Origin of the sequence: Acetobacter farinalis (assembly GCF_011516935.1) — a bacterium.
Lineage (GTDB): Bacteria > Pseudomonadota > Alphaproteobacteria > Acetobacterales > Acetobacteraceae > Acetobacter > Acetobacter farinalis.
On sequence record NZ_WOTF01000011.1, the window covers coordinates 26,527 to 44,459 of the forward strand.

The 17,933-nt window shown below is 60.5% G+C and carries 18 protein-coding genes; 11 read left to right on the plus strand and 7 right to left on the minus strand.

What is annotated here, in order from left to right:
- The first annotated feature begins 53 nt into the window (after positions 1 to 53).
- Positions 54 to 272 carry a hypothetical protein gene (locus GOB82_RS09360; RefSeq protein ID WP_166122416.1) on the plus strand — a complete coding sequence of 73 codons (219 nt, stop codon included), beginning with the start codon at positions 54 to 56 and terminating at the stop codon, positions 270 to 272.
- Between the two features lie 12 nt (positions 273 to 284).
- Positions 285 to 779, plus strand: a complete 495-nt coding sequence (locus GOB82_RS09365) for a kinase inhibitor (RefSeq protein ID WP_166122417.1) — start codon at positions 285 to 287, stop codon at positions 777 to 779.
- Between the two features lie 62 nt (positions 780 to 841).
- Here the strand turns inward: GOB82_RS09365 and GOB82_RS09370 are convergent, their stop codons facing one another.
- The 6 genes from GOB82_RS09370 to GOB82_RS09395 all read right to left on the minus strand — a co-directional run bounded on the left by GOB82_RS09370 (position 842) and on the right by GOB82_RS09395 (position 8,050).
- Entirely contained in the window at positions 842 to 2,995 is a 2,154-nt protein-coding gene (locus GOB82_RS09370; RefSeq protein ID WP_166122418.1) for a hypothetical protein, read from the minus strand.
- Positions 2,996 to 3,036: 41 nt separating this feature from the next.
- Complete coding sequence (locus GOB82_RS09375) at positions 3,037 to 3,789, minus strand: methylenetetrahydrofolate reductase (protein ID WP_166122420.1); 753 nt, start codon at positions 3,787 to 3,789, stop codon at positions 3,037 to 3,039.
- The gene (gene folD / locus GOB82_RS09380) at positions 3,786 to 4,700 is read right to left on the minus strand and encodes a bifunctional methylenetetrahydrofolate dehydrogenase/methenyltetrahydrofolate cyclohydrolase FolD (protein ID WP_166122422.1); all 915 of its coding nucleotides are present in this window, start codon (positions 4,698 to 4,700) and stop codon (positions 3,786 to 3,788) included. Before folD ends, GOB82_RS09375 begins: the two co-directional genes overlap by 4 nt.
- A 98-nt stretch (positions 4,701 to 4,798) precedes the next feature.
- A complete protein-coding gene (locus GOB82_RS09385) occupies positions 4,799 to 5,956 on the minus strand; it encodes a GNAT family N-acetyltransferase (protein WP_166122424.1) in 1,158 nt (385 codons plus the stop codon).
- A 15-nt stretch (positions 5,957 to 5,971) separates the two neighbouring features.
- A complete protein-coding gene (locus tag GOB82_RS09390) occupies positions 5,972 to 6,436 on the minus strand; it encodes a RidA family protein (protein ID WP_166122426.1) in 465 nt (154 codons plus the stop codon).
- Between the two features lie 90 nt (positions 6,437 to 6,526).
- Entirely contained in the window at positions 6,527 to 8,050 is a 1,524-nt protein-coding gene (locus GOB82_RS09395; RefSeq protein WP_242007310.1) for a TSCPD domain-containing protein, read from the minus strand.
- A gap of 268 nt (positions 8,051 to 8,318) precedes the next feature.
- On the opposite strand from GOB82_RS09395, the gene GOB82_RS09400 reads away from it, so the two are divergent.
- From GOB82_RS09400 to GOB82_RS09435, 8 genes are all read left to right on the plus strand, one after another.
- Positions 8,319 to 8,687, plus strand: a complete 369-nt coding sequence (locus GOB82_RS09400; RefSeq protein ID WP_166122430.1) for an NADH-ubiquinone oxidoreductase subunit NDUFA12 family protein — start codon at positions 8,319 to 8,321, stop codon at positions 8,685 to 8,687.
- A 55-nt stretch (positions 8,688 to 8,742) separates the two neighbouring features.
- Positions 8,743 to 9,291 carry an outer membrane lipid asymmetry maintenance protein MlaD gene (gene mlaD / locus GOB82_RS09405; RefSeq protein WP_166122432.1) on the plus strand — a complete coding sequence of 183 codons (549 nt, stop codon included), beginning with the start codon at positions 8,743 to 8,745 and terminating at the stop codon, positions 9,289 to 9,291.
- 57 nt (positions 9,292 to 9,348) lie between these two features.
- On the plus strand, positions 9,349 to 9,579 hold the full coding sequence (locus GOB82_RS09410; RefSeq protein ID WP_166122434.1) for a hypothetical protein: 231 nt from the start codon (positions 9,349 to 9,351) through the stop codon (positions 9,577 to 9,579).
- Between the two features lie 2 nt (positions 9,580 to 9,581).
- Entirely contained in the window at positions 9,582 to 10,211 is a 630-nt protein-coding gene (locus tag GOB82_RS13540; RefSeq protein WP_166122436.1) for a DUF2155 domain-containing protein, read from the plus strand.
- A gap of 155 nt (positions 10,212 to 10,366) precedes the next feature.
- Positions 10,367 to 11,110, plus strand: a complete 744-nt coding sequence (gene otsB, locus GOB82_RS09420; RefSeq protein ID WP_166122438.1) for a trehalose-phosphatase — start codon at positions 10,367 to 10,369, stop codon at positions 11,108 to 11,110.
- A gap of 3 nt (positions 11,111 to 11,113) precedes the next feature.
- Positions 11,114 to 12,460 carry an alpha,alpha-trehalose-phosphate synthase (UDP-forming) gene (locus tag GOB82_RS09425; RefSeq protein ID WP_166122440.1) on the plus strand — a complete coding sequence of 449 codons (1,347 nt, stop codon included), beginning with the start codon at positions 11,114 to 11,116 and terminating at the stop codon, positions 12,458 to 12,460.
- The gene (locus tag GOB82_RS09430; RefSeq protein WP_377792246.1) at positions 12,457 to 12,972 is read left to right on the plus strand and encodes a disulfide bond formation protein B; all 516 of its coding nucleotides are present in this window, start codon (positions 12,457 to 12,459) and stop codon (positions 12,970 to 12,972) included. The genes GOB82_RS09425 and GOB82_RS09430 overlap by 4 nt, the downstream gene beginning before the upstream one ends.
- Positions 12,973 to 13,157: 185 nt before the next feature.
- On the plus strand, positions 13,158 to 16,097 hold the full coding sequence (locus GOB82_RS09435; protein ID WP_166122444.1) for a glycosyltransferase: 2,940 nt from the start codon (positions 13,158 to 13,160) through the stop codon (positions 16,095 to 16,097).
- A 68-nt stretch (positions 16,098 to 16,165) separates the two neighbouring features.
- Here GOB82_RS09435 and GOB82_RS09440 read toward each other — a convergent pair whose 3' ends face one another.
- Positions 16,166 to 16,618: an NUDIX hydrolase gene (locus GOB82_RS09440; protein WP_166122446.1), complete on the minus strand. Its 453-nt coding sequence runs from the start codon at positions 16,616 to 16,618 to the stop codon at positions 16,166 to 16,168.
- A 208-nt stretch (positions 16,619 to 16,826) separates the two neighbouring features.
- On the opposite strand from GOB82_RS09440, the gene GOB82_RS09445 reads away from it, so the two are divergent.
- Complete coding sequence (locus GOB82_RS09445; RefSeq protein WP_166122448.1) at positions 16,827 to 17,825, plus strand: aldo/keto reductase; 999 nt, start codon at positions 16,827 to 16,829, stop codon at positions 17,823 to 17,825.
- The last annotated feature ends 108 nt before the right edge of the window (positions 17,826 to 17,933 follow it).

Here is a 17,933-nt window from a genome sequence, read left to right on the forward strand (position 1 = left end):
GGGCATGCAGGCCCAAATTCCGCTTTGTAAACAAAATCATAAGGAGAAACGTCATGTCTTACGCCCTGCTGGATGCCGCGCGCGTTGCCAAAGCCGCCAAGGTATCACTGGATGTTTTGCAGACAAATCCGGAAACTACGGAAGCGCATCAGCGTAAAGTCATCATGATTGAACGGATTGAAGCACTGGCGCGCGCTGCGGCGGAGTCTGACGCTGGCAAGGCTGTCACGCTGACATCTGAAGAGTTCTGGCTGATCAGCCGCAACTGGTAAGGACGAGTCACCATGACGTTTGTTCTGACAAGCCCGGCCTTTACGGACGGAGCCACGCTGCCGCAGGCTCAGGTTTATCATGGCATGGGTCAGACCGGGCAGAATCTCTCGCCCGCGCTGGAATGGCGGAATGCGCCTGCGGGCACAAAAAGCTTCGTGGTGACAGTGTATGACCCGGATGCCCCGACAGGCTCTGGCTGGTGGCACTGGGTTGTTGCGAATATCCCCGCCAGCGTGACGGCTCTGCCGGAAGGGGCGGGCTCAGGCAAGGGTGGGTTGCCAGCAGGCGCTTTGCAGGTGCGCACCGATTTTGGTGTGCCCGGCTATGGCGGCGCCGCGCCGCCTCCGGGGCCGGTGCATCATTATATCTTTACGGTGCATGCGCTGGATGTGCCCACGCTGGATGTCACACCGGATTCCAGCCCGGCGCTGGTGGGGTTTATGGTGCATCACCACACCCTTGGCTCCGCCAGCCTGACAGCTCTTTACGGCAACAAAAAACCCTGACCCTACCCGGGTCAGAACGTTTCCTGATCCTGCGGCCTGAGAGGTTTTCAGGCCGCAGAGGGTTAGCCTTCCGTGGCTGTGCCCTGCTGTTCGGGGGCGTAGTCTGACAGTTCCCGCAGGACATCAGCCTGCGTCACGGTGCCGCCATGCTCCAGCAAGGCTCTCTTGCCGCCCACATGGTGCGGCATGATCATGAGCGGTGTGCCATCATCCATGAACTTGATACGCAGGTCGTGCCAGCGTGGCGCGACAAACTCCCTGAACGCCTGCGCCAGAGCGCACTGGTCAACACACCAGTTGGTCGGGTTCTGCGGGTTATAGGCGGTGTTCAGGTAATTGCTGAGGAAGTTGGCAATATCGGGCAGTTTCTCGGCTTCCCCAAAATAGGAAAGACCTGCGCCAAAGCCCCAGGGTTCTCCATGGATCTGCTTGCCGGACTGGTCATACGCATAGAGGCGGAAACCGTAATCGGCGGTCTGCTGCATCTCGCGCCACAGGCTGATGAAGTCCTGCGGGAAATAGCCATCGCAATCCGCCGTCATGACCGGGCATGAGTAGCGGGCCGTGATGGCGGGCAGCATCAGGTACCGAATGGCTGTGTAGGTCGCGGGGGTCCGTGATGTCAGGGTGCCATGGGCAAAGTTCAGACCCAGCCGGGGTTCATGCTCTTCCAGCCATTCCGCAACTTTGGTGAGGAAGTTCAACTGCTCCATGGTGGGCTGGTCCACCCCGATGCACAGTTCAAGACGCCCTGCGGCGGAGTCTGCGCGGCAGGCCCGGATCAGGGAGAGAATGAGCTTCGGAATAAACTCGAAATATCGGGAATCACACCCGAAAACCAGACACAGCTCCGGCTGGGTTTCAGCCTCCGGGCTGAAGTGCCATGTCCAGGAAGACAGGCCCAGATGGTCTGGCATGGTGCGGCCGACAAGCGCCTTGCTTGCGGCCTCGCTCAGCCATGTAAAGACACCGCAATTATAATGGATGGGTGAGATGTTGCCCTGAAGAGCCAGTGTGCGGGCTGTTGCGTAATGAGCATCCGCTTCCGCACGCAGGTCATTCAGCCAACTGGCATGACCCATGTTGATCTCTTCCCAGTAGCTCTGGCCATTGGCCCGGACTTCCGCCGCCAGCAGGCGCAAGCGGTGGGGAACATCCTGCTGTGTGCAGGCTTCTTCAAACCGGGTGCTGTAGGCCTGCTTTTCCGCACGGCCACTCTGCGGAGAGAGCGGCATGGGCAGCAGAAGCTGATCAAACAGGTCTTCAAACGCAGGCAGGCCCAGAGCATGCAGTTTTGCCGGGAAGAGGAACAGCATGTCCTTCCCGGCTTTCAGGGCATCCAGAAGGTCCTGTGTTTCCGCAAGAATGGGGCGGTCAGGAAAGCGGGTTGTCAGAGCCTGTTCCGTCAGGGCGGCGGCGGCGCCATATTCCGTGGTGCGCAGGGCTAGAATGGCGGCGAACCAGAGCAGGTCGGGCCTTTCATCCTGCGTCTGGGCGCAGGCCAGGAAGCCAGCGGCCAGATCCCACTGTTCAAACAGGCCGCATATCCGGGCCAGATGCAGGATATGCCCTGTGTTTTCAGGAGTAAGGCTGACAAGGAGCATGTGCCCGCGCAGGGCCTCCAGTGTGGCCCAGGGGGTGAGAGCGGGATGGATGCTGGAGGTTTCCAGCCGCTCTGTCAGCATTTCCATCAGAGAGGCGAGGGAGGAGGACGGGCAGAGCCTCAGAACGGTGCGCTCAGCCGAGGCCTCGTTCCACAGGGTCAGGCTGTCTCCCCGGCGCTCGGCATGCAGGCCATGCACTGGCCATTTTCGCTCCCCGAGTACAATCTCATGCTCGACGCAGATGGCCTTGCCCAGAAAGCGGGTGCCCTCAAACCAGTTGCGGGCGGTCAGGTCGCGCAGCGCGGGCAGAAGCTCCGTCGGAACGGCCAGAAAATGCTCCCACGCGGCACAGAGCGGGCTCGGTGCAAATTCTCCCGTGGGGCGGCAGCACACATAGTGGGTATCCGCTTTCAGGGCGACCAGATGATGGCCGCTGACACTCTCGACCGGCTGGGCCTGCACGAAGGCGCCACAGGGTTCGAGCAGACCGCTGGTATGCAGGATGACCGGTGCCACGGCACGGGAATAGACCTCCGCGAAGGAAGCCGGGTGCATGTGCATGCCAGTATAACCGGCCAGGGTGCCATGCCAGGAAAGCAGGTAAAATGACATGGCCGGACTGTGGCAGGGAAAACGCCGGAGTGGAAGAGGGATTACGCCTTCAGGACGCTCATAAGCGGCGGAAGATACTGGTCCAGCCTGACGCGCAGCGGCATGAGGTAGGCACAGCCTTTTTCCTGCGCGAGCTGGCTCAGCACGGCTTGCGCGAACCGGATATTCGCCTCCAGAGAGGGTTCGAAATCTTTGGGGAACACCACATGGTTTGTGGTCTCCCAGTAGGAGCGGGAGCGCGGCCCGATAACGGGGGAAAGACCCCAGAACACCAGCTCATCCCGCAGCCAGTCCCGGCACAGGTCAAACAGTTTCAGGTCAAACACGGGCTGGGTGAAAAACCCTTCCGCGCCTGCGTCCTTTTTGCGCGCGATATCTTCCAGCTCCTGCCAGGGGGCGCGACGGTACGGGTCGAACGCCGCGTAAATGCGCAAGTGCGGCGCTTCCCGGCGGTAGCGGCGGATAATGCTTTCCGTGGTGTTGGGGTAGGTCTGGTGGGCAAGATCGGCCGGAGGGTCTCCATGCACAACCAGCAGTTCTTTCAGGCCGGGCATCGTGCTGCCCGGCAGGGGCGCGCCGGGGGCGATATCAATGGCCCGCACATGCGGGATAACCGGGCCGAACTGCGGCATGGTCAGGGCCGCCGCATCCCAGCTCCGTAGCGGGAAGCGCATGAGGTCCGGAATATTCAGGGTATCCGCGGCAGGAAACAGGGCTTTGACAAGGTCTGTATCCTGCGCGAGCGCCTCCTCGCTGCGCGGGATCAGCTCAACGGAGAGGCGGGAGAGAGTCATTCCGTCTTGCCCGTTACCAGCAGGCGGGCGGCTGTGAGCGTATTTTTCAGCAGGCAGGCAATGGTCATGGGGCCAACACCACCGGGGACCGGCGTAATGCGGCCTGCTACCTTCACGGCTTCATCAAACACCACATCCCCCACCAGACGGGTTTTGCCGGTTTCCGTTGTGACACGGGTAATGCCCACGTCAATCACGGTTGCGCCGGGTTTGATCCAGTCTCCGTGCACCAGTTCCCGGCAGCCGGTGGCCACCACCAGAATATCCCCCTGCCGCGCCATGGCGGCGGTATCCACCGTATGGATATGGGCGATGGAAACCGTGCAGCCTTCGGCCAGCAGCAGGAGCGCCAGCGGTTTGCCCACCAGATTGGAGCAGCCGATCACCACCGCATGCTTGCCGCGCATGTCTCCCAACTGGTCACGCAGCAGCAGCAGGCAGCCCAGCGGCGTGCAGGGAATCAGGCTGGGCAGGCCGATGGCCAGTCGCCCGGCATTGATTTCCCCCAGACCATCCACATCCTTCTCCGGCTGGATGGCGTTGGTCACCCGGCGGGCATCCAGACCATTGGGCAGCGGGAGCTGCACCAGAATGCCATGAATTTCCGGGTCATGGTTCAGACGTTCGATCAGCGCCAGAAGTTCATCTTCCGATGTGGTTTCGGGCAGCATGTGCATGAAGGAGCGCATGCCCGCATGATGCGTCTGGATGGCCTTGTTGCGCACATAGACTTCGCTCGCCGGGTCATCTCCCACCAGAATGACAGCCAGACCGGGGGTTACGCCATGCTCTTCATGAAATGCGCGGACATCGTCGCGAATTTGCTGCCGAAGCGTGGCGGCGTAGCCCTTGCCGTCGATGAGGGTGGCCTGATGGTCAGAAGGAAGGGTGGGGGATGTGCTCGTCGTCACGGCTGCGGTCAATCCAAAAAAGGGCGGTTGGAAGGCCTGCCTGCCATACGCAAAAAAACCGACGCCGACAATGGCAGGCCTCTCATGGCGCACTACGTTCAGCCCGGTTCGGCCTCATCTTTCCTGTAAGGAGAGAGTGCCCGGAGGGCCTCGGCCTCGTCCTGTATGGCGGCGCGTTCTTCTGCCAGAAATGCGGAAACAGCAGAGCGCAGGGACTGGTTTTCCAGCCAGTGGGCGGAGTGGGTCAGGCTGGGCACATAGCCACGCTGGATCTTGTGCTCCCCCTGCGCGCCGGCTTCCACCCGCTTCAGCCCGTGCGCGATGGCGAAATCAATGGCGCGGTAATAGCAGAGTTCAAAATGCAGAAAGGGCCAGTCCCCCGTGCAGCCCCAGTTGCGGCCATAAAGCGTGTCATCCCCCAGCAGGTTGAGGGCGGCGGCTACAGGCGTTTCTCCATGCCGCGCCACCATCAGCACGACACGATCCCCCAGCCGTTCGGAAAGCAGCGGGAAGAAAGCAGGTGTGAGGTAGGCGCTGCCCCATTTGCGGTCCACCGTGCTGCGATAGAACGTGTAGAAGGCTTGCCAGTCCGCTGGCGTGATCTCGCTGCCGCGCAGGGTGTGGAAGGTCAGTCCGGCGGCGTTGGCCTCGCGCCGCTCCCGCTTCAGCACCTTGCGCTTGCGGGAGGCCAGAGTGGCCAGAAAATCGTCAAAGCTTGAATAGTTGTGGTTGTGCCAGTGATATTGCACCCCAAGCCGGGGCAGCCAGCCACGCTGGCTCAGCAGGGTGCTTTCCTGTTCCGGGCAAAAGGTGACATGCGCGGAGGAAAGGCCCATTTCCCCACAGATCTGGCGCAGGGCATCGGCCAGCACCGCAGCGGTTTCCGGCGGGGCGGAGGGGGCGCAGAGCAGGCGCGGGCCGGGAGCCGGGGTGAACGGCACCGCCACCTGAAGCTTGGGGTAATACTGGCCTCCCGCGGCTTCAAACGCGCGCGCCCAGCCCTGATCAAACACATATTCGCCCCAGGAATGGCTTTTCAGCCAGGCCGGGCAAACGGCGGCTAGCGTGCCATCCGGGGCGTGCAGGGTGACATGCCGGGGCAGCCACCCGGTGCGCTGGCTGACAGAACCGCTGTCTTCCAGCGCGGAAAGAAAGGCATGGCTGATGAAAGGGTTGCCAGAGCCCGCGCATGCGTCCCACGCGGCGGGCTCTATGGCGTGAATGCCGTCATGCAGGGAGACAGACCAGTCAGACATGACGGCGCTCTTCACTCAGCCGATTTCAAACAGACCTTCAACCTCAACCGGGGCATCCAGCGGCAGGGAGGGCACCCCGACGGTGGAGCGGGCATGGCGTCCGGCATCCCCGAACACGGCCACGGCCAGATCGGAGGCTCCGTTCATCACGGCGGCATGCGTGGTGAATTCCGGTGTGCAGGCAATAAAGCCGCCCAGACGCACAACGCGTTTGACACGGCTCAGATCGCCCACAGCGGCTTTCACCTGCGCGATGACATTGATCATGCTGTAGCGGGCGGCTTCCACAGCCGTTTCCACGGAGACAGCATCACCCAGCTTGCCGGTGGCGAAGAGCTTGCCGTCTGCCAGCGGCAACTGGCCGGAGACAACCAGCAGGGAGCCGGTCTGCACACAGGCGACGTAATTGGCCACAGGCGCTGCCGGTGTGGGCAGGGTGATGCCAAGATCTTTCAGGCGGGATTCGGGTGTGGTGCTCATGAGAAGCGAGTCCTTATCAGAGTGACGGAGCCCCGGAGCCGCGCAGAGAAGTCCGGCGGCCGGTGCTCCGTGGTTTCAGGCAGGACCGGGCTAGCTGACCAGCCGCAGGCTGCCACGTTTGCGCGGAGCAGGGTCGCCCTCCTGCGCCGGGAAATCAAGCGGCAGAAGTGGGTCCGGGTCTGTCTGGTTGTCCTGATGCGGGCCGTCAGGCAGCTTTTTCCCCAGATAGGCTTCGGAGAGTGCCCGGAATGTGTAGTCCAGCATGGAGGTGGCATAGGTAGCGACGGAGTCTCCTTCCACAGTGCCGGAGGGGCCGAAGCAGGAATAGGCGAAGCTGCTGACATACGCATCCAGCGGCGCGCCATATTGCAGGCCGATGCTCACGGCTTCCCCAAAGCTTTCCATCAGCCCCTTGACCATGGAGCTCTCGCGCGTGGGTGTCAGCGCCAGTTCGCCCAGGGTGCCATCTTCATACTCTCCGGTGCGCAGGAACAGCCGGTGGCCGCCTATGCTGGTTTTCTGGGTGAAGCCACCCTGCCGCTGTGGCAGGGCGCGGCGCATGCCGCGTTCCAGCTTGCGCACCAGCGGCTGGGCAGCCGGGTCCGGGCGCGCGGGCATCCGGTCAATAAAGCCGGTCAGGGCGCGGTACATCGCCATATGGGCGTTCGGGCCGGGCAGGGGCAGAACAGTTTCCCCCGCCAGCGCGGCGGCCAGCGCGGTTTCCGTGGTGAAATCCCGTGCCGCTAGGCGGTCGAGCGTGCTGGCGGCCAGCCGTCCATCGGGCTTGAGAAGGGAGAACACCGGAGCCAGACCACAGGCCTCCACCCCCAGCAGGGCATCAACCGGGCCGGGCGTGGAAAAGCCGGTTTCCACAGGGGCTAAGGGCGTATCCGTCGCCACGGCGGCGTCCCGCCAGACAGCGCGGAGCGTCTCGCTCAGGCCGGGCAGAACGGTGCGTACGGGCGGCAGCGGCAGGGACTCGGGGCCTGTGCCGGAATGGGCGGTTAGCGTGGCCAGCGTGGCAATGGCGCAGGCCGCGGCCCGGCCGTCTTCACTGTCATAATCCAGACCGACTCCGGCCAGACAAGCATCCAGATTGGTCAGCAGGATATCCCCCGCCACCATGGGCGGCTGGGGCTGCCCGGACTCGGTGCGCGGCGCAGGCCCCGCAGGTGTCTGGGTGATTGGTGTCAGCAGGTCCGGCAGGGGCAGTTCCCCATTCCGCTGGTCAGCCGTGGTGCGGGCGGCATTGCGCAGAACGGAGGAAAGCAGGCGGATGGCGGCCACAAAGGTTTCTGCCGCGAACCCCTCACCGGGGGAAACAAAAGCCGCCAGATTCACAATAAAGCCGGGGGGGCGGTCAAACGCGCAGGACCACACCGGCTCCGTGGGGGCGGCCTGCCGCAGGAGCAGCAGCCAGACCAGAGAGCGGGCCGTGGCGTCATCCTGCGCCAGTGCATCCACCCAGCGGGAGGCTGTGGCGGCAAGGTCCACAGCCTGTGCGCCGGGCACAAGCTGGGCCAGTGCGGATGCGGCTTCTGCATCCCACTCAGCGGGCAGCGTGACGGAGCAAAGGGGGGCATCCGGGTCTGCTGCGGCCTGTAACGTGCTCATAAGCACGCCGTTCCAATGGCGTCGGGCTCTTGTCATGAGGCGAGTTTACGCCGCCGCCCAAACCCTGTGGAACCCATGCAGGCTCTCATTTGCGGTATACAATGCCCGGTATAATGAGGATATGGGGGATAACTTTCCTCAGCGCCGGTTTCCCGCATGTTCCAGCCCGATCAGGCGGGGTGTGGCAGGGGTTCTGATCGAGTGGAGTTGATCAGTCATCCCCCGAAAAACATGGCCAACGGGCGTGTGGAGTCCTATCATCCGGCTCATGGCAAATTTCGGAACATGGCTGTACACCCGCCGCAAAGGGCGTCTGATCGGTAAGGATGCTGATGGACGATGCTATTACGAATCCACAGGCCCGGCCCGTCAGGGTGGTGGTGTGGAAAGGGCGGAACGCTGGGTGATCTACCTGAAGGGGGAAGACCCCTCCGCCGTGCCGCCCGAATGGTGGGGCTGGCTGCATCACACGCTGGATGCCCCGATTCCGCTGGAAGAACGCAAGCCCTGGCAACTGCCGCACGAGCCGAACCTGACAGGCACGGCACAGGCTTACCGCCCACCGGGCAGTGAATATAAAACCGGCCAGCATCCGCCCGCCACGGGAGATTACGAGTCCTGGTCTCCTGAGGCGTGATCTGAAACGCATTCCCTGCTAAGGGTGGTTTCAGGACAGGGAGTGCACAGGGCACATGGCTTCAGGAACGGTCGTAAAACCGCAGCGGAATGGAATTGAATTAATCACCGGTATTGTGGTGCTCGCCCTGCTTGGGGTGATGCTTGTTGCCGCAGTGGTGGGGGAAGGTCGCAAGACCGACACCACCGGATACCGGCTCCATGCCGAATTTTCTCACATTGACGGGCTGGGCGTTGGCTCGGACGTAAGGCTTGCCGGGGTTACCGTGGGGCAGGTGCTCTCCGAGCGCGTCAATCCTGCCACCTTCAAGGCGGAAGTCACGTTCAGCGTGCGCCCCGACATCAAGCTGCCGACTGACAGCGCCGCCATTATTACCAGCGACAGCCTTCTGGGCGGGAAATACATCGCCCTCTCTCCCGGTGGGGATGAGCATATGATGGCGGCCAACGCCACCATAAGCGAAACGCAGGGGTCCATCAGCCTGGAGCAGTTGCTCAGCAAGTTTATTTTCTCGGTCACGGATACGCTGACCCGCGCGAACAAAGACGCCGCGACAGCTAAAGCCCCTGCTGGTGGGGATGCCGGCAAGGCCGATCTGCCATGAGCTATTTTGTGCAGCATCCGGCCGCCTGACTTTGGCGGCCCGAACAGGAACAAGCCCATGGAAAGTCCGATTTTATGGCCGCAGGATGATGGCGAACCGCTCGCCTGTCAGGAAAAACTGCGCGTGCTGAACGAGAACTGGCAGGAAGTGCAGGACATCGTGCGGGACGCGTTTGAAGATGCCATCGTGATGGGCGTGAGTGAGCAGGTGATGCGGGACCGCCTCGCGCAGTTCGTGGCCTCTCTTCAGTCTCCGTATCAGGGCGCGCATCAGGGAAAGAAAGCATGAACATGAAGCATTTTTCCCGTCTGGCCATGCTGTGTGGCGCGGTGGCCGGAGCTGGCGGGTGGATTGCCGCGCCGGAGGCTCGGGCTGTTGGTACACCGGTGGCCCCCCCGGCTGTGTACGGGCCGGGGGTGTGGCAGGGGAAGGCGACCGCCGTGGTGCGGGTGCTGGACCGGCTGGACGCCCATGTGGAGATGATTTCGGTCCCAGCGGGAACCACGGCACATTACAAGAGTTTGGATATTACCGCTGGCCGGTGCCTGGAGCGACCGGCAACGCTCTCGCCTGATGCTGCTGGCTGGCTTGAGCTGCATGATACGCATCCCGATGGGGCAACGTTCAAGGGCTGGATGCTCGCGGCAGAACCTGGTCTGGGAGTGTTTGAAAGCGCGGTGTATGACGTGCGCATGGTGCGGTGTGAGGGCGCGAATGTGGAGCCCATGGCTCCGGCGCTGCCCGTGCCGGCCGTGCCGGTTCTGACCCCCGCACCCGCCGGGGCTGATCAGCCTGCGTCTCCTGCTCCTGCCAGCGGAGCGCCCGGTGCGGATGCGCTTCAGCCGCCGTCCGGTTCTTCCAGCCTTCCGGCCACGGGTGATGCGCCCGGCGCCACCCCCGAAGCCGGAGGAGAATATTGAGGCAGTGCCGGGGAACACGTGCGGCAATGTGTGACCTGTCCTGCCCCTGAAGGATGTTGTCGGGCTCGTCCGGCTTGGGCATCGTCCTGTTTGGTGTTCGGTCCGGGTGGTGTTCTGGCTGGTCCGCCCCGAGGCAAGATTAAGGTGAGGTGCACGTGGTCCGTTCTTCTTCCAGCCAAGACTTTCGCCTTCAGGCCCCCCCTCTGGATGAGACAGCGTTTCTGATTGATTTTGATGGAACGCTGGTTGATATCGCCCCCACTCCTGACTCTGTTGTTGTGCCGGATGGGCTGCTGGAAACCCTGCGCCGCCTGCGTGCGGCCTGCGGGGATGCCCTTGCGGTGGTTTCAGGCCGCCCGATTGAACAGATTGATCATTTTCTGGGAGATATTCCGTTCGCTGTGGCCGGTGAGCATGGCATTGCCATAAGGCATCGGCCCGGCGGTCCGATCGAGCGCGCGGCTCTGCCGCAGGTGCCGCAGGCATGGTTTGCCGAGGCGCGTCATCTGGTTGCCGCATGGCCCGGCACACGGCTGGAGCATAAGCAGGGTGGTTTTGTCCTGCATTATCGCGCCGCACCGGAAGCAGGTCTTCCGCTGCACAAGGCGGCAGAGGCCTGGGTGCGAGACACCAATGGAGCCTTCGAGGTTCAGACAGCAAAAATGGCGTGGGAAATCCGGCCCGCCGGGGTGGATAAGGGGTATGCCGTGAATATCCTGATGCAATCCGCGCCATTTTCCGGAAGAAAACCTATTTTTATCGGGGATGACGTGACGGATGAAGACGGCATTGAGACCGCCAGACGTCTCGGCGGCATCGGGCTGCGCATCCCGGCGGATTTCCCCAATCCCGCAGCGTTCCGCGCCTGGCTGGCGTTCCTGATTGAAGGGAAGAGCTGAACCATGGGGCGTCTGGTTGTTGTTTCCAATCGGGTTCCTGCAGCGCAGGGCCGGTTGCAGTCCGCTGGCGGGCTGGCTGTTGCGCTCCGCGCGGCCCTGAAGGAAGGGAGTTGCCTGTGGTTCGGCTGGTCTGGCCGGCAGGTTGCCGGGCACGATGGGTATGACCCGGAAGTCAGTCTCGATGAGGTGGGGAATGTCACGTATGCCACCATTGATCTGACACATGCGGAGTATGACGGGTTTTACCAGAAATATTCCAACGGCATTTTGTGGCCGCTCTGCCACTACCGCGCCGGTCTGATGAATTATGACCGGAAAGACCAGAAAATCTATCAGGATGTGAACGCCCTGTTCGCCCGAAAGCTGCTGCCGCTTTTGCAGCCGGGGGACCGGATCTGGATTCATGACTACCATCTCTTCCCTCTCGGTCAGGCGCTGCGTGATCTGGGGGTTACAGCCCCGATCGGGTTTTTTCTGCATATTCCGTTCCCGCCATGGAGCCTGATGCGCGCCCTGCCGCATGCGGATGGTCTGCTGCGCACCATGCAGGCGTATGATGTGATTGGTGTGCAGACGGAAGATGATGCCCGGAACATGAATGACGGGTTCTCCATCGTGGGGGTTGAGGCAAAGGCAAGGGTGTTCCCGATCGGGATTGATCCCGAAAACTTTGCAAAACAGGCGGAGGAGGGGCTTACTCACCCGGATGTTAAGAAGCTGAAGGAAAGCCTGAGCGGGAAGCCCTTTATTATCGGGGTGGACCGGCTGGATTATTCCAAAGGGCTTCTGGCGCGGTTCAAGGGATATGAAACCTTCCTTGCCCGGTATCCCGAGCATCGGGGGAAGGTGGATTATCTTCAGGTTGCCCCTGTCTCGCGCGGGAATGTGCCGGAATACCGCGCTTTGCGCAGGGATCTGGATGAAGCGGCCGGGCGCATTAATGGTACCTACGGAACATATGACTGGACACCCATCCGCTATCTCACGCACCCGGTGCCCCGAGCGCTGCTTGCCAGTTTCTATCGCTTGGCCGATGTTGCGTTGGTTACCCCCCTGCGGGACGGCATGAATCTTGTGGCCAAGGAATATGTGGCGGCTCAGGATAAGGCTGATCCGGGTGTGCTGATTCTGTCGCATTTTGCAGGGGCCGCGCCGGAGATGGAGTCTGCCCTGATGGTCAACCCGCATGATGCGGATGAAATTGCCGATGCCCTGCATAAAGCGCTCACCATGCCCGCCGGGGAGCGCCGCGCCCGGTGGGATCTGCTTGAGCCGGATGTCTGGCGGGTCACGGCGGTAACATGGGCCTATAATTTCATCACAGCACTGAGTGAGGCACGTCCAGCGTGAAATCTGCGCTTTCTTTGAGGAAAATGGGTCTTTTCCTTGCTCTGGCCGGCGCTGTGGCGCTGGGCGTTGCGTGGTTGGTAGAGCATGTCCTGCACATCATGCCCTGTGAGCTGTGTCTGGTTGAACGCTGGCCGTGGCGGGTGCTGATTGTGATCGGCATTGTTGATATCCTGCTGCCGGGCGCTGCCGGAGGGCCAGTGCTGTGGCTGTGTGTGCCTGTTCTGCTGGCGTCTGTCGGGCTTGCTTTCTGCCATGCCGGGGTGGAGTGGGGGTGGTGGCCCAGCCCGCTGCCCGGGTGCCAGGCTCCGCATATTACCGGCAAAACAATGGCGGAACGCCTGGCCTCCATGCCGCTGCTGCCCTCCAAACCGTGTGATGCCCCAACCTATCTGGTGCCCGGCTTGCCGCTTTCCATGTCTGTCATGGGCGGGCTGTATGCCGCGGCGGTGCTGGGGGTGTTCGGGGTCTGGCGGTACCGGATCATCCGTGCGTCCCGCCGGATATTTTATTAAGACTATTAAAGAAAAGTAGCGGCCGGGCGGCTGGTCTGTGCCAGCCAGCGCCCGGCTGTCCTTCTTTGGGGCTTTTCTGTTCCTGATACCATTCCTGTGCTAGTGTGCGAGTACTTGGCAGACTTGTTGAAGGACTGCGTCTAAATATATAGTCAGCCCCTGATGGAAAGCCTTAGGAAATTTCAATGACGGCATATGATAAAGACAAAAAGCTTGATTGGAGTGTATTTGACTGCGGCTGGTATAAAGAGAAATATAAAGATGTTCTAAACTTCCTGCACGTTGAAACGGATGAGGCTGTTCAGGAATTTTATAATACCAAAGGGGAAGGCCTCAGGCATTCTCCCAATCCGTATTTTGATGAAGACTGGTATCTGGACAAATATCCCGATGTTGCCGAGCAGGTCAGCCGTGGGGAAGTCCGGTCCGGCTTTGAGCATTACTGCCAGAAAGGTTTTGCCTCTCACAACCCGCACTGGCTGTTTGATGAGGCGTATTATCTGAAGCGGCATCCGGACATTTCCGATGTCACTCTGGCGGAAATGGGCTTCAGAAACGGGTATGACCATTACCTCAATATTGGTGATTTCCAGTATAGCAGCGGTTCATGGTTTTTTGACCCCAATGCGTGGTTGAAAGGTGGTCAGGCCACAACCACGGATCTGGGGCCTTATGCCCAGTGCGTACGGGCCACAGCGCCGGTAAGCGGGTACGGCCACAGGCTGTCCTGGTATTTTGACCCGGAATGGTATCTGGAAACCTATCCGGAAGTACGCAAGGAGCTGGATGCTGGCGCATGGACATCCGCCTTGCACCATTATCTTGCCAATAAAACCCCAGGCCTTTTCAATCCTGATCCCTATTTTTCAGAAGAGTTTTACGGCACGATCAATCATGATGTGTCCGGTGCGGTTGAAAGCGGGAATTTTCGCAATTTCTTTGAACATTTCCTGAAATATGGCGTTCATGAACTGCGCAAGCCCATCGCCGCGGTTGATCTGGAAGGGTATTACCGTAACCCGGCCGTGCAGCGTGAGGTGAGCCGGGGGGATTACCCGGACGCGTTCGCCCATTACATCGCGCATGGTGGCAAGGTGGAAGATGATGCGGCTTTCCAGAAGGAAAACGAGCATGTTTCCAAGAAAATCTACCATGAAATGTGCCGTGTCAGGATGCCGCTTCTGCTGAACCAGACGCTGGATTTTACGTACGAGTATCCTGATTTCACCGTTATTATGATTGTCCATGACCATTTTGCCATGACGCTGAGCGCACTGGCATCCCTGCGGGCGAACTATAACGGCCCCATGCAGGTCATTCTGGTGGATTCAGGCTCTACGGATGGTGTCCGGCATATCGAGCAGCATGTGCGCGGTCTGGACGTGCTGCGCTTCCCCGGTAATATCGGGTTCCTGCTGGGCTGTAATGCAGCGCTTGAAAAAGTGCGTGGTCCGTTCACGCTCTATCTGAATAATGATCTGGAACTGATGCCGGGCGCCATTGGCAATGCTCTGGCGCGCCTGCGGGCCGAACCCAAAACCGGCGCCGTGGGGGCCAAGCTGGTGCGCACCAATGGCATGTTGCAGGAAGCAGGCAGCATTGTCTGGCGTGATGGCTCGGTTTGCGGATACCTGCGTGACAAGCGCCCCGATGTGCCCGAAGCCAATTTCGTGCGCTCTGTTGATTTCTGCTCCGGCGCGTTCCTGCTGGTGCGCACGGACCTGCTCCGCCAGCTTGGCGGGTTTGATACGGATTATGCTCCGGCGTATTTTGAGGAAACGGATCTGTGCATCCGGATTCATGAAGCCGGGTTTGATGTGGTGTATGACCCCTCTATTGTGGTGATTCACTACGAATACGTCACGTCCGGTTTTATCAGCGGTGCCTCCATGATTGCGCGTAATCAGGAGATTTTCCGCAAGAAGCACGGGGCGTACCTGCGGCAGAAAAACCTGTTCCATGAGCGCCTGCTGGTGCGGGCGCGCTCTTCCGCAAGCAGACAGAAGCGTATCCTGTTTATTGAAGACCGGCTGCCATACCGCTTCCTCGGGTCGGGCTTTACACGCTCGAACGATGTGATCCGGAGCATGATTGATCTGGGGTATCACGTTACAGTCTATCCGGTTTATCGCCCCACGGAGCCTATGGAAGATATCTGCCGGTCTTTCCCGGATCGTGCAGAAGTTATCTGGGATCGTGAACTTCCTGAGCTTGAGGAATTCATCAAATCCCGTTCCGGATATTATGATCTGGTCTGGATTGCCCGCACGCATAATGCGGACCGTCTGGCCCCGGTGCTGATGCAGTGTGCGGATGCCATTTCCTCTCACGCGGTGATTATTGACACCGAGGCCGTGGCGGCCCCGCGCGAACACCAGAAACGTGTGCTGCGTGGTGAAACCGCGATCGAGCAGTCAGTGGAAGAAATGCTCACCCATGAATTCCGGCATCTGTTCATGGCTGAAAAAATCATTGCCGTGAACGGCAAGGATGCGGATATCCTGAAGAAGAATGGTTTCCAGAATGTGGGTGTTCTGGGGCATATGCAGAAGGCGCTTCCCTATTCTCCCGGTTGGGATGCGCGGCGTGATATTCTGTTCCTTGGCGCCATGCATGACATTGATTCCCCCAATGTCGATTCTCTGGCGTGGTTCAGTAGTGAGGTCCTGCCTCTGCTGGAAGGACGCCTTCCTGACGATGTGAAATTTACCGTGTGTGGCTATATCAATCCGAAGGTTGATCTCTCGCCATTGGCAAGAAACCCGCGCGTCAACCTGATCGGGCGTGTTTCGGAAGTCGGGCCGGTTTATGACAGGCATCGTGTTTTTGTGGCCCCGACGCGGTTTGCCGCAGGGATTCCCTACAAAATTCATGAGGCTGCCGCGCATGGTTTGCCGATTGTGGCCTCCTCTATCCTGTGTGAGCAGGTGGGATGGACACCGGGTGAGGATATGCTGAGTGTCAGTACGGCGGACCCGCAGGCTTTTGCTGATGCCGTTGTCCGGCTTTATGAAGACAGGGAACTGTGGGAAAGCCTGCGTGAGAATGAGCTGAAGCGGATGCGGGAAGACCATTCCCGTGAGAAATATCTCGAACAGCTTAAAGAAATTCTCAGCTTTTCATGAAAAGCGTTTCCCTCTTCCCTGAGATATTCTCAGGAGGGAGGGGAGGCCCCATGATCGTGATGGGGCCTTTACGGTGCGGCGTGTTCGGGCATGATTTTTTGCGTGAGCTCAAACAGCCGCGCACAGGCTTGCGCCCCGAGCGCGCTGATGGCGTCATAGGAAAACCAGCGTGCTTCCAGCGCATCATCCCCGGCCTGTGGCAGGATGGTGTGCGGTTGCGGGTCTTCACACAGCACAGCGACAATTACGTAATGGAACGTCAGCGCGCCTTCCGGGGTGCGGTGGAGACTGTCAAAAACATCCACAGTTTTCAGGGCGCGCGCCTTCAGGCCGGTTTCTTCCAGCAGTTCCCGCTCCGCCGCCTGAAACAGTGTTTCTCCGGCTTCAACCCGGCCGCCGGGAAACCCCCATAATCCGGCATCCGGCGGATTGGCGCGGCGTATAAGCAGGACATTCCGGCCGTTCCGGACAAGGGCCAGAACGCCAACACGCGGCATGAGGGGAGACTGCGCAGAGGTCATGTCTAAAAAATGCAGAGGATTGAGCGGCCCGGTCAAGTCCCGGCGCGCGGAAGGCCGCTATCCTGTGAAAACATGTCGGAATCCCGCATGAGGCAGGCACTCTTCACGCCGCCGTGCGTTAAGGGTGTAGTGCTGTACCATCAGGCTGGCTTTGAGCCAGTTTTTTTTGGGTGCAGAGAGAGTTCCTGAAGGTGAGGAGTGCCTGAGTATGACAGCAGAAACCTTGTCCATTCCCGGTCTGGCAAAGCCAGCTTCCCGTATCGCACTGGGAACATGGGCCATTGGGGGTGCCATGTGGGGTGGCGCGGATGATGCCAATGCCGCCAGAACCATTGATAAAGCCCTTGATCTGGGCATTAACGTGATTGATACCGCACCGGTTTACGGGTTTGGCCATTCGGAAGAGGTGGTTGGCCGCGCCGTGGAGGGCAAGCGGGACAAGGTCATTCTGGCAACAAAAGTGGGCCTGAACTGGCAGGGTGGCAAAATCTTCCGTGATAGCCGCCCGGCGCGCATTGAGCAGGAGATTGAAGACTCCCTGCGCCGCCTGCGCACTGAGTATATTGACCTGTATCAGGTGCACTGGCCGGACGTGGAAACGCCGCTGGAAGAAACCGCCCGCGCTCTTGAAAACCTGGTGAAGGCAGGGAAAGTACGGGCTCTGGGGGTCAGTAATTTCTCCCCGGCGCAGATGGATGAGTTCAGCAAGTTTGCACCACTTGCCACCATTCAGCCGCCCTATAACCTGTTTGAACGTGAGATTGAGCAGGATGTTCTGCCGGCCGCGGTCCGGAACAAGCTGGTGGTGCTGGCCTATGGGCCCCTGTGCCGCGGCCTTCTGTCCGGCCGGATGACGGCAGACCGCAAGTTTGAAGGGGATGACCTGCGCAACCATGATCCCAAATTCCAGCAGCCACGCTTTGACCAGTATCTGAAAGCGGTGGAAGATCTGAAAGGCATTGCGGAGAAGCATGGCAAGAGCATGTTGGCGCTTGCTGTTCGCTGGGTGCTGGACCGTGGGCCGACCATTGCGCTGTGGGGGGCGAGAAAGCCTGAGCAGATCAGCGGGGTGGAGGAAGCATTCGGCTGGACGCTGGATGAGGCTGACATGAAAGCCATTGATACCATTCTGACCCGCGATATTCAGAACCCGGTCGGGCCGGAATTCATGGCCCCGCCTGCCAGAAATCGTGTTCAGGGCCAGTGAGAGACAGTGTGAGGGACAGTGTGTGGGGGCGCAGGACCTGTGCGCGGATGCAGGGCTGAATAGCGCAGGGTGAGCAGGGTGCGGGCGGCTGCGGCCTGGAGGCTTGCA

Bases quoted from the DNA above. Each gene is read 5' to 3' on its own strand.
- GOB82_RS09440 (WP_166122446.1), bottom strand. From the start codon at position 16,618: ATGACCTCTGCGCAGTCTCCCCTCATGCCGCGTGTTGGCGTTCTGGCC.
- GOB82_RS09390 (WP_166122426.1), bottom strand. From the start codon at position 6,436: ATGAGCACCACACCCGAATCCCGCCTGAAAGATCTTGGCATCACCCTG.
- GOB82_RS09425 (WP_166122440.1), top strand. From the start codon at position 11,114: ATGGGGCGTCTGGTTGTTGTTTCCAATCGGGTTCCTGCAGCGCAGGGC.
- GOB82_RS09400 (WP_166122430.1), top strand. From the start codon at position 8,319: ATGGCAAATTTCGGAACATGGCTGTACACCCGCCGCAAAGGGCGTCTG.
- mlaD (WP_166122432.1), top strand. From the start codon at position 8,743: ATGGCTTCAGGAACGGTCGTAAAACCGCAGCGGAATGGAATTGAATTA.
- GOB82_RS09375 (WP_166122420.1), bottom strand. From the start codon at position 3,789: ATGACTCTCTCCCGCCTCTCCGTTGAGCTGATCCCGCGCAGCGAGGAG.
- GOB82_RS09385 (WP_166122424.1), bottom strand. From the start codon at position 5,956: ATGTCTGACTGGTCTGTCTCCCTGCATGACGGCATTCACGCCATAGAG.
- GOB82_RS09360 (WP_166122416.1), top strand. From the start codon at position 54: ATGTCTTACGCCCTGCTGGATGCCGCGCGCGTTGCCAAAGCCGCCAAG.
- GOB82_RS09395 (WP_242007310.1), bottom strand. From the start codon at position 8,050: ATGAGCACGTTACAGGCCGCAGCAGACCCGGATGCCCCCCTTTGCTCC.
- GOB82_RS09365 (WP_166122417.1), top strand. From the start codon at position 285: ATGACGTTTGTTCTGACAAGCCCGGCCTTTACGGACGGAGCCACGCTG.
- GOB82_RS09445 (WP_166122448.1), top strand. From the start codon at position 16,827: ATGACAGCAGAAACCTTGTCCATTCCCGGTCTGGCAAAGCCAGCTTCC.
- GOB82_RS09410 (WP_166122434.1), top strand. From the start codon at position 9,349: ATGGAAAGTCCGATTTTATGGCCGCAGGATGATGGCGAACCGCTCGCC.
- GOB82_RS09435 (WP_166122444.1), top strand. From the start codon at position 13,158: ATGACGGCATATGATAAAGACAAAAAGCTTGATTGGAGTGTATTTGAC.
- GOB82_RS13540 (WP_166122436.1), top strand. From the start codon at position 9,582: ATGAAGCATTTTTCCCGTCTGGCCATGCTGTGTGGCGCGGTGGCCGGA.
- GOB82_RS09370 (WP_166122418.1), bottom strand. From the start codon at position 2,995: ATGTCATTTTACCTGCTTTCCTGGCATGGCACCCTGGCCGGTTATACT.